The organism is Acinetobacter sp. COS3 (genome assembly GCF_000475335.1).
GTDB classification, from domain to species: domain Bacteria; phylum Pseudomonadota; class Gammaproteobacteria; order Pseudomonadales; family Moraxellaceae; genus Acinetobacter; species Acinetobacter venetianus.
The window spans coordinates 1-8,420 of record NZ_AXCD01000032.1 but is presented as its reverse complement, the minus strand read 5'-3'; the positions used below and the strand labels follow the sequence as shown (position 1 = coordinate 8,420).

The 8,420-nt window shown below is 38.2% G+C and carries 5 protein-coding genes; 3 read left to right on the top strand and 2 right to left on the bottom strand.

Features of this window, described 5'->3' with window-relative positions; translation table 11 throughout:
* The first annotated feature begins 81 nt into the window (after positions 1-81).
* The 3 genes from IO68_RS28235 to IO68_RS28225 all read left to right on the top strand — a co-directional run bounded on the left by IO68_RS28235 (position 82) and on the right by IO68_RS28225 (position 2,531).
* Positions 82-432 carry a hypothetical protein gene (locus IO68_RS28235; protein WP_023013743.1) on the top strand — a complete coding sequence of 117 codons (351 nt, stop codon included), beginning with the start codon at positions 82-84 and terminating at the stop codon, positions 430-432.
* Between the two features lie 23 nt (positions 433-455).
* A complete protein-coding gene (locus tag IO68_RS28230; protein ID WP_023013742.1) occupies positions 456-1,283 on the top strand; it encodes a hypothetical protein in 828 nt (275 codons plus the stop codon).
* Between the two features lie 252 nt (positions 1,284-1,535).
* Positions 1,536-2,531, top strand: a complete 996-nt coding sequence (locus tag IO68_RS28225) for a formylglycine-generating enzyme family protein (protein WP_023013741.1) — start codon at positions 1,536-1,538, stop codon at positions 2,529-2,531.
* Between the two features lie 27 nt (positions 2,532-2,558).
* On the opposite strand, the gene IO68_RS28220 is transcribed toward IO68_RS28225, so the two are convergent.
* Together IO68_RS28220 and IO68_RS28215 are read right to left on the bottom strand one after the other, a co-directional pair.
* Positions 2,559-5,507 (bottom strand): hypothetical protein, encoded by a 2,949-nt coding sequence (locus IO68_RS28220; RefSeq protein ID WP_023013740.1) that lies wholly within the window; start codon positions 5,505-5,507, stop codon positions 2,559-2,561.
* 15 nt (positions 5,508-5,522) lie between these two features.
* On the bottom strand, positions 5,523-8,273 hold the full coding sequence (locus IO68_RS28215; protein WP_023013739.1) for a type VI secretion system Vgr family protein: 2,751 nt from the start codon (positions 8,271-8,273) through the stop codon (positions 5,523-5,525).
* Positions 8,274-8,420: the final 147 nt, after the last annotated feature.

Genomic DNA, 8,420 nt, shown 5'->3' with positions numbered 1-8,420 from the left:
TGCTAATTCAGCACATATCAACATGATCATTTGAAGTTGTAGCATACAAGAATACTCCTCAATAAATCTATCAGTTACTGTATGTCAAATGATGATAAAAAAAATGAATCAGTGCATGAAAAGCAAATATGGTTTGAGACTCCTCAACTAAAAAGATTTATAGAACAATCTCAAGCACAAAAAAAATTAATTGATGCAGTAACAGCTAGCTTAGCAATCAAAACTCTTTCTAATAAACATACGGCCATCTTCAACATTGCCGCTAATCATCCAGCTATACAAGTAATGAAACATTTAGAGGGAAATCCTACTTTAAAACTGATTAAAGCTTTAGATGAGTCCCCTACTGTAAAAATGGCTAAAGCACTAGAAGAAACTTTGTTTATGAAAAAATTAAAGTTTTTTGATGATTCATCCTTTATAAAAAAATAGAAACTCTAAATAATCCATCTTTCATGGAAAAAATACAGGCTCTTAACAACCCATCTTTTGTAAAAAGAATACAACATTTTGAAAATTCATCTTTCATGAAAAGGATGCAAGCCTTTGAAAACTCAACATTCATGAGAATGAACGAAATTAGCTATTTCGATGACAACTACTATAAAACGATTTCATCGACGTTAACTGATTCTAAAATGATTTCAGTTGTAAAAAAAATGCAAGAAATTTATCCGTCTTATTTTGAAATTACACATGAAAATAATCGTGATATAGGTACGGATGACCCAAGCGTTGTAAACGATTCAGATTTAGAAAAAGAAATAAATCATTTCTTCCAAAATATTGAAGAAAATGATCTATCAGAAACAGAAACACATAAGTACTTCTTTACACTATCTACTAAGGCTAAATTTAGGATCTATTATCTCATTTATATTTCTTTTTTATTTCTTACTTACGTTATAGCTGGAAACTCTTATAACAGTGCTGTGAGTTCATTTGTTATTAATTTATTGAGCAATATCTTTCATGACAAGATACAACGTATTTTGAAACCAGATCAAACCAATGAAGAAGTAATAGAGCTAATTCAAGCAGAAATATCAAATTTTGGCACTAATCTATTTCAAGGAAAGCGTGTCATTTTTCGAGAAACATATTTATATCTCTACCCAACCGATACAGCCGAAACAATTGAGCTACTCAGCATTGGACAAATACTTACAATTCTAGACTGCTCACAAATCAAACCTAGCTGGTTAAAAGTTGAAATTATCCGTGAAAATAAGCCTATTATAGGATATGCATTGAGAAAATTTTCTACAACTCTTAAAGAATAAAAGATTAGTGAGAAAATTTATGAAAACTCTAAATTTAAACTGCTCCCAATAACCTAAACATTAACTCTCTTTTAAAAAATGCGTCAAATCCTTTTTTGGATTTCTCTCCTATTCTCTTTCTCCTGATTCATGTCTCATCTCTATATCCCAATCTTAACCTTGTTTTATTCGTGATTACTCAAAGATGTTAACACAACATTTCTTTTCAAGATCCACAAACTAACTTAAAATTTGAGCAATATCTGCAACCTAATGATTTTAAAAAAGATGATTAAACAAAACCTTGCCATCATTTTGCTTTCAAGTATTGCATTAACCGCATGTGCAAAACCTTCAGAGAATAATAATAAAAATACGCAGCCTTCCCCTGAATTACAGCAAAAAATTCAACAACTGGTCGAAAAAACTAAACAGAATATGATCTTTGTCGAAGGCGGTTCTTTTATGATGGGAGACTTTGGCCCAATCACCCGTAAGGATAAATTACCGATCACGGGACTCTATGCAGCGATGCCAGTACACAAAGTCACACTCGATAGTTTTAGCCTAAATGCCTATAAAACCACCTTTGACGACTTTGATATTTATACAGAAGCAACAGGACAACCCAAAGTCGGAATGCAAGAAATCTCTAAAATTAAACGTGTTCCTAACGCACCGGCTGGGATCAGTTGGCAACAAGCTCATGATTATTGTCAATGGTTAGGTGAACATGTGGGGATTCCGATGAATCTTCCGACCGAAGCACAATGGGAATATGCAGCACGGAATCGTGGTCAATACATTATTTACCCAACTGATAATGGAGAGTACGAACTAGGACGTAATGTCTGGAGTGATGAGCAAAGACGTGAATTTAGTAAATCTGTTCCAGAGGCTGATGGAATGAAAATCCCAGTTCTAGGTAAATTCCCTCCAACACCATTAGGATTCTATGATCTAGCAACTGATGGCTATGAATGGATGTCTGACTGGTTTGATCCAAACTATTATAAAGACTCACCAGAACAGAATCCACAGGGCCCTGCAACAAGCACATTAAAATCTATTCGCAGTACCTTCCAAGTTGGTGCTGCCCAAAGTCTGCAAATCGGTGGAAGTGTCACCACAATCTACCGAGGTGGTAAAGAACCTAATCCACAATTTGATAAAGACGATCAAGAGAATCCACAATATATCAATATAAATGGCTCAACTTCAGCACGTTGTGCTTCAAATCATTCTCAACCATTTATCGAAAATAAATAAATTGCCCTCACTTAACATGGATGGCCATTAGGCGATCCATGTTTTAGTATCAGTTTCGGTATATCTTGTTATATCAAGTTCTTCAATTGGCTGTGGCGCTTGTGCTATAAAGATTTCGGGTTTTTCTAAATACTGCGCCAATAGTATTTGTTTAAACTCCTGCGTATCAAAGTTAGCAATCTTATAATCCTTTGGATATGACAAGATTCGTTGTCCACGCATTTTAAGATATTCATCAATATATTTATTGCCCGAACTATAGTTTTCAGAGAAATTATGATCCTGATTGATTCGTTCCTTGATTTTCTTTAAATCAGCAAGCGGTAAGATCCCCTGCATACGACGACCTAAATTTAAAAAATCCAGTAATTCACTTTCATTTTCAGCAATACTCTTTACCGATCGCTCACCATCAGGGCTCATATGTTGTAAGGTATTGGTCCAGTGATTCACTACCGTAACACTTTTAAATAGATTTAATACCGCCTCTTTATGTTCAGGAAAATCATATTCTTTATCTGTCCCAATAATTCTCCAGCCTTCAGATTCAGCTGGATCATGCCAACGGGTGAGTAGACCATGTCGGGTAATATGATAGAGGAAACAACCACGGCTCTCTGGGCTTAAGTATTTCAGCCATTGCCCCTTTTCATTGATTTTCCGACACATCGCAATACGTTGCTCTGCAACCTTAAGCTTTGCTTTAAATTTTCTAAAGCTGTCATCAATGGTTTCAATATTTTTAATAAAAGCACTATCTTTTTCAAAAGGCAGCATCATACTGATTTTATGTAATAAAATAAAATCATCATGTAACATGTACACCAATTTTTTAAAGGTAACATATGTAAGTTGGTACGCAACAAAGCGGATCAACTGATAAATATTTTTAAAATCAACAACAAATTCTAGAGCCCCTTTCCCCCCGACGCCATAACAGGCGGCAATACTGGCTTTAAAGCGGAATGCACCTCGATCATAATAAAGTTGAAAGTCAGCACTTCCTCCAATACCAGCACTTAAACCCAGTGTCGGAGAGATTTTGGCAAGGTCACTAAAATCTCTTGGATTTTCGGGATCAAACCATTGGAGTCCTCCAAAAGGACTAATACTTGCCTGCATCCCTGCAAAGGCATTGATTCCCGCATTAAATTGGTTTTCAGGCGATACTTTGTCATCCATCTGCCCTTTTTTAATGGCCAGTACACTACGACCTGCTGAGTTTAATCGTGTCGAGAGTGTTTCTTTAGGATCTTTAGCAATACTGGTCAACATCTGTTGACTACTATCATTACTAACAGTCACAGCAAAAGCAGATGATGCAGCAAATATCGCCCCAGAAAAACCGTAGATTTCAGCACCACAGATAAAGCGGATTGCTCCCATCGGAACGCCATCCGCCTCCATAATCCAGCCTTTCAAACTTGGATATGCCCATAACCACTTTTTCTTGCCTTCGAGCAAGACCATTTTCGCCTGAGCGTACGCTGAGCCTTTCGCCTGAAATCCCTGAGTACCCCACTTTACCGTACCATCATAACCTGTGCCTGCAATCAACCGTAACCATTGTGCTTGTACGTCCACTGTAGAAGATTCACTGGTTTGATAGCTTTCCACTAATTCTGTGGCAGTGATGCCAAAGATATTCGGATCAGGAACATAAGTGACCGATGACCCACCTTTAACTTTGACCAGTTCAACATTGATATCTTTAATGGTTTTGACTAGATTTTCCTTAAATTTTTTACCATCAATTGTCATCAATGTTCCATCTTTATGATCTGTTTTTGCCGTATCAGATGCATTTTTCCATGGTACTTGGTATTTCAATTGATATTCAAACTTATTTAATCGGTTGTTTTTATTTTTAATATGCTGACTATCATTGGTATATTTCCGAACCGCATTTAACTTTTGTTTACCATCCGATGTAGTAAACATCTCAAACGCAATCACCTCTCGAATATCGGCTTGGTTCTTAAATCGCTGGTTCAATGCCTTAATCGCATCATCCTGTGCAATTCCAAGACTCTTTTCAGCTTCCCGGATCTGTTCAGGTGTTTTTGCTTCCAGTGCCATTAACGTATTTACTTTCTCACGTCGCTCATGCACGTTTTTCATTGCACTGGTTAAGCTTCCTGATATTTCCAAGAAGTCTTTAAAATCCTGTGGACTCAATACATAAATTTCATTGGTTTTCGGATCAACAATGATTGGAATATTCTTTTTACCAGCCAATAGCGTTATATTATCAATTTTGGGTGCAGTAATCGCTGGAGCAGTCTTCACATATTGTGTTTTCAGAACATCCTGATGGGTGAAAAATGGTGAAACCACCTCCGTGGTCACTTTGACACTTCCCAAATCCCCACCATAAAATCTCAATCGTACTGGATGTTCAACAAAATGTATTTGTGTTAGCCCTGCTCTTTCAGTACGTAAACCTTTGAGTTCTCTATTATTTTGTTTTATTATTGTGCCACTTTGATCTAATACATCATAATTTAAACGCGTATTAAATGCTCTTTTTAAATGATCTCTCAATTCTACAATAACGTAAGATTTTAATCTTAACTGCACCGTTTGTATTGTAGGCTGAGGCTGCATCATTAAAGGTGTTTGAGTTGTTTTCTGTGTATTCCGTTGCAATACATTAGACATGCTTATTGATCTATTTTGGACCTGACTAATCTGATCCAAGACCCTATTATTTAATAAAATTGCCGCAGCATTTCTATCATGTAAAGAAGGATTCAGATATCCACCTTTACCACGATTCATTTTAGCGTTAAATATTTGGATATTTACAGACGTTGAACCTGTAAGCTCAAATACATCCGTTTCTCCAGTCCCTGTCGTTTTTCCTTTCGCTAGAATCCTACCATTTGCTAATATGCGATAGCCAACATTTGCCGCAGGTCTATTGTCCGTTGAACCCAGCGTTAATTTAAATTTGTATTGTGCCTTATTTGTCATTTTATTCTCTCAAAATTAGTTTAATTGACTGATTTGATAACCCTTGTGATCATCATCTTCAATCAACACATTGACCTTCTGAGGACCTGCTGTTTCAACTTTCTCTGTTTCGCCTTTAGCATTTGTTCTACCGCGCTTAATCGTTCCATCAGCTAAATACATGACATAATTTTTATTCTTTAAAGGTTGACCTGTACTGTCTGTTACCTGATAGGTTAAATAACATGGTGAGCTGTTAAACTTACGTTCTGCAACTTCAACAGAAGATCCTCCCATAAACAAATGCTGCCCCGCCTTCAACTCAAACTTACCACCCGTGGTCGGGAAAATACCTGAACCATTCAGCTTGATTTGTGAACCGCCTGCGGTAATCACAATTTCTTTAGGACTACTAATCTCAATCCGATCTTCTGTCGAAATGATTTGAATCCTTTGCTTGGCAAGTAAGTCCATTCCATCAGACTGGGCATGCACTTCAAACTTACCTTTGGCAGCCACCTGTTTGATACCATTCTGTGCTGCAAATAAACTGATCTTTTGACTGGCTTGGGCAATCAGGTTCTTTTGTGTAGTCAAGTTAATACTGTCCCCTGCAAATTGGTTCAGTTGTCCATCCGCTGATAGATGGATGTCTTCGCTGGTGCTTAGACCGATCCCCGCTGGTGAATTCAATAGTAATAAGGCTTTTTCAAATCTTGCGATCTTCTCTTGTATCTGATCTGCAAAATCTTTCAATTGATCTAAAGATTCAATTTCATCAGTTTGTTGGTTCTTGGCAACTTCACTTAAAGCTTTAGCATTAGCTTGATTGCTTTCAAGCTGTTGCTTGCCAGGTTGGGCATCAAGGTGATCACCCTGTGCTTGTTCTTGGGAATGAGTGCTGAGCAATAAACCTTGTCCAGCACGTACAGCGCCCCATTGATCTGTACGCAGTTCAAAACCTTCGCCTCGATCTTCACTTTCAGCTTGGTCTTTTGGATGGCTGAGTTTGCCGAGATTGAGTTGACTTGCTGCATGGCTACTTTGCAACTGCGCGCTGATCTGTCCAGTGGTATCATCAAAGCGCAGTTGGTTAAAACCTTCCCCTTGAACTTCTTTGGATTTAATCCCTGCCAACTTCTTGGTATCAGGTAACTTGCCCGCATTGTCAAATTTGGTTGGGTTACGATACGCCTCATGAATCCGCCCTGTGACAAATGGACGGTCAATGTTGCCATCAAAGAAGTCTATTACTACGATTTCGCCAATGCGTGGTAAGAAGCGTGCGCCATAGCCTTCTCCTGCCCACGGGGTTAGAACATCTATCCATGCTGAATCGGTATCGTTGTCATTGCTACCTGCACCACTATCATGCTCATGGTCTTCATTTCTTGTGAATAGGAATCTAACTTTTATCCTGCCCCATTCATCCACATAAATTTCCTCATCACTTGGCCCAACAACTTTAGCGCGTTGTGGTGAGGTTGTTGGTCGATGTTGCAGAAGGTTGTATTCAGGAACAATCGGGATATTGCGGCGTTGTAAAATCAGTTGATTGGCTTGGCGTTCTTCAGTTTGAAGATTAGGCTGCTTCCATTGGCTTTGACTGATCAGCGTATGAACTTGTTGTTGTAAATCTTTAGGTAGGTTGTTCTGATTGTAATAGCTTTTAGCTGTAATCAGAAACTCTTGGTGTTGATCTATCTCTGGATGTTCAATCAGTTTAAACCAGTACCCTACTTGGCTATGTCTTACAGTGGTGTTGGCAATGAACTGTTTGGCTTGGCTGTCATGGTAATGGCTTAAGTTTTGATTGAGTTTTTCTATTTGTGGATTGCCTGATGCAGTGGCTCCATCTGCTCCATTCAAGTCTTGCATCCATGCAGGGGTAAAGTGCCATGCGTCTTCTAGGCTAAGACTATTGTTATCATAATTTTCACTGTGTTGATGCTTACTTTGGACGCTGCCTGCCCCATCCACTTGCTCTAAAGCATCAGCTTGCCAACGCTGAATGTGAACAGCCGTGGGCTGTAGACTTCTCTGTCCAATCAGACTAGTCATACTGTCGTATTGTTCGGTGGCACTGCTACGGTGGTAACGAATGTTTCTCCGAGCTAAGGCTTGATACTGGCTGTTATCATCAATCAAGCGGAGCTTTTGTGCTTGGATTGGAGTCTGATTATTTGGCACAATCAGTTGGTCTTCATCAATCAACCAGTTAATGCCTTCGCTTCTGAGTAAGCGTGTAATAAAGTCATAGTCCGTTTCATTTTGACTCATGATAAATGGTCGGACATCATAGTCTTGGGTTAAACCACTTAAATCAAGTGTAAGACTAGACGCAAATAATGGACTACGTTGTTGCCACTCTTTAAAAATGACTTCAAGCACCTCTATTACAGTTTTATTCATAAACACACGGCTATTTCTTCGTTTATGCCAAAGTGCTGTAGGGTCTTGTAATACCAGTTTGTATAAGGTCAAACTGCCATCAGATTGCCCTTGTTGGGCTTCGGTAATAATACCTGTTGTTCTATAAAGCGTTCCCGTATCTGTCACCTGATCCACGGCAACCTGACAGCCTATAAATTGTTTTAATGGAATCGCTGCATGGGTCGATAGGCAAATTAATTCGGCTCTTACACCTTCGTTGATTTGATGTTGACCATCGATACGTTGCAAAAACACTTGTGTGTTTAAATCAGGATTTGAAAATAAAATATGCAAAGCACGTTTCTGTGCTGTAAGCCCTAAACTGTCTAAGGCTTGAAATATATTGTTCAACATCTTGTTATAGGCTTACGCTTAAATTTAATGCATTCTACAAAGTATCACGCCCCTATGTCCATACAGTTCTGTCTATTTGTGACAATTTACGTCACTTCTATTCTATGCTTTAGTAATCTAAGTCAATTTGATATGTGCTGAATTAGC